This is a genomic window from Motiliproteus sediminis (assembly GCF_017912535.1).
Taxonomy (GTDB): Bacteria; Pseudomonadota; Gammaproteobacteria; order Pseudomonadales; family Balneatricaceae; genus Motiliproteus; species Motiliproteus sediminis.
Genome location: NZ_JAERQK010000021.1, coordinates 1 through 2,257 on the forward strand (window position 1 = coordinate 1; position 2,257 = coordinate 2,257).

Annotated in this window: 2 protein-coding genes; both read left to right on the forward strand. The window is 62.6% G+C overall.

The window, feature by feature from the left end:
• Nucleotides 1-1,221 (forward strand): cell division protein FtsA (gene ftsA / locus JJQ76_RS17785; RefSeq protein WP_210398309.1); only part of this gene is annotated, 1,221 nt, incomplete at its 5' end.
• 110 nt (nucleotides 1,222-1,331) lie between these two features.
• Nucleotides 1,332-2,257, forward strand: a 926-nt coding sequence (gene ftsZ, locus JJQ76_RS17790; protein WP_210398310.1) for a cell division protein FtsZ, incomplete at its 3' end; no start/stop codon positions are given.

Here is a 2,257-nt window from a genome sequence, read left to right on the forward strand (position 1 = left end):
AACAACATGATCGTGGCTTTGGACATCGGCACCAGCAAGGTGGTGGCGCTGGTGGCGGAAGTGGACGTCGACGGTCGGATCGAGGTGGTGGGCGTAGGTTCACACCCGAGCAAAGGGCTGAAGCGCGGGGTGGTGGTCAACATCGAATCCACCGTCAGCAGCATTCAGCGCGCGGTGGAAGAGGCCGAACTGATGGCTGGCTGCAAGATCCACTCGGTCACCGCCGGTATTGCCGGCAGCCATATCAGCTCCATGAACAGCCACGGCATCGTCGCCATCCGTGACCGTGAAGTGGAAGCCCACGACATGGAACGGGTGCTGGAAGCCGCCAAGGCAGTGGCCATTCCCGCCGACCAGAAAGTGCTGCACACCCTGCCGCAGGAGTACGTGATCGACAACCAGGAGGGGATCAAGGAACCGCTCGGCATGTCCGGCGTGCGCCTCGAAGCCAAGGTCCACCTGGTCACCGGCGCGGTCAACGCCGCCCAGAATATCGAAAAGTGTATCCGCCGCTGTGGCCTGGAAGTCGACAGCGTGGTGCTGGAGCAACTGGCCTCCAGCTACTCGGTACTGACCGAAGATGAAAAAGAGCTCGGCGTGTGCATGGTCGACATCGGCGGCGGCACCACCGACATCGCCATCTTCACCGGCGGCTCCATCCGTCACACCGCGGTGATCCCGATCGCCGGCGACCAGGTCACCAACGACATCGCCATGGCGCTGCGCACCCCCACGCCGCACGCCGAAGAGATCAAAGTGAAATACGCCTGCGCCCTGGCGCAGCTGGCCAGCGCCGACGATATCATCAAGGTACCCAGCGTCGGCGACCGCCCGCCGCGGGACCTCAGTTGCCAGGCCCTGGCCGAAGTGGTCGAGCCGCGCTACGACGAACTCTTCACCCTGATCCAGGCGGAACTGCGCCGCTCCGGGTTCGAAGACCTGGTCGCCGCCGGCATCGTCCTCACCGGCGGTGCCGCCCGCATCGAAGGCGCGGTGGAACTGGCCGAAGAGATCTTTCATATGCCGGTGCGCCTGGCGCGCCCGCACGGGGTCGACGGCCTCGACGACATCCTGCACAGCCCCATCTACGCCACCGGCGTCGGACTGCTGCTGTATGCCGAAAACGAACTGCGGAAGCATCCGCACACCTCCCAGCAGTCGGTCGAACAGGGCCCCAGCATGCTGGAACGGATGAAAAGCTGGTTTCAGGACAACTTCTGAGACCGAACGGAAACAAGCACGGGCTTGCAGCGGGAACCCAATAACCCGTACCAGCCAACCATTGAACAGAACGCACTAACAGAGCGAATTTACGAAAGGGGAGAGGGATCATGTTTGAACTGGTGGACAACGTACCCCAGAGCGCGGTGATCAAAGTGATCGGCGTTGGCGGTGGAGGCGGCAACGCCGTCCAGCACATGCTGAGCAGCGACATCGAAGGGGTCGACTTTATCTGTGCCAACACCGACGCCCAGGCGCTGCAGCGTCTGGATGGTGCCAGCGTACTGCAGGTAGGCAACACCCTGACCAAAGGCCTCGGTGCCGGTGCCAACCCCGAGATCGGCCGTCAGGCCGCGTTGGAGGATCGTGAACGGATCGCCGAGATGATCAAAGGCGCCGACATGGTGTTCATCACCGCCGGCATGGGTGGTGGTACCGGCACCGGTGGTGCCCCCATCGTCGCCGAGATCGCCAAAGAGATGGGCATCCTCACCGTCGCCGTGATCACCAAACCCTTCCCGTTCGAAGGTCGCCGGCGGATGAAAGTGGCCGACGAAGGGATCCGCGCCCTGGCTGAAAACGTCGACTCCCTGATCACCATCCCCAACGAAAAACTGCTGGCGGTGATGGGTAAGAGCGCCTCCCTGATCGATGCCTTCAAAGAAGCCAACGGCGTTCTCCAAGGAGCGGTTCAAGGGATCGCCGACCTGATTATCCGTCCCGGCATGATCAACGTCGACTTTGCCGATGTGAAAACCGTGATGTCGGAAATGGGCATGGCGATGATGGGTACCGGCGTGGCGCGCGGCGAAGATCGAGCCCGCGAAGCGGCTGAAGCCGCCATCCGCTGCCCGCTGCTGGAGGATATCGACCTGCAGGGCGCCAAGGGTATTCTGGTCAACATCACCGCCGGTCTTGATCTGACTCTGGGTGAGTTCCAGGAAGTGGGTGACACCATCGAAGAGCTGGCGGGCGAGAACGCCACTGTGGTGGTGGGAACGGTGATCGACCCGGAGCTCAGTGACGAGCTGAAGGT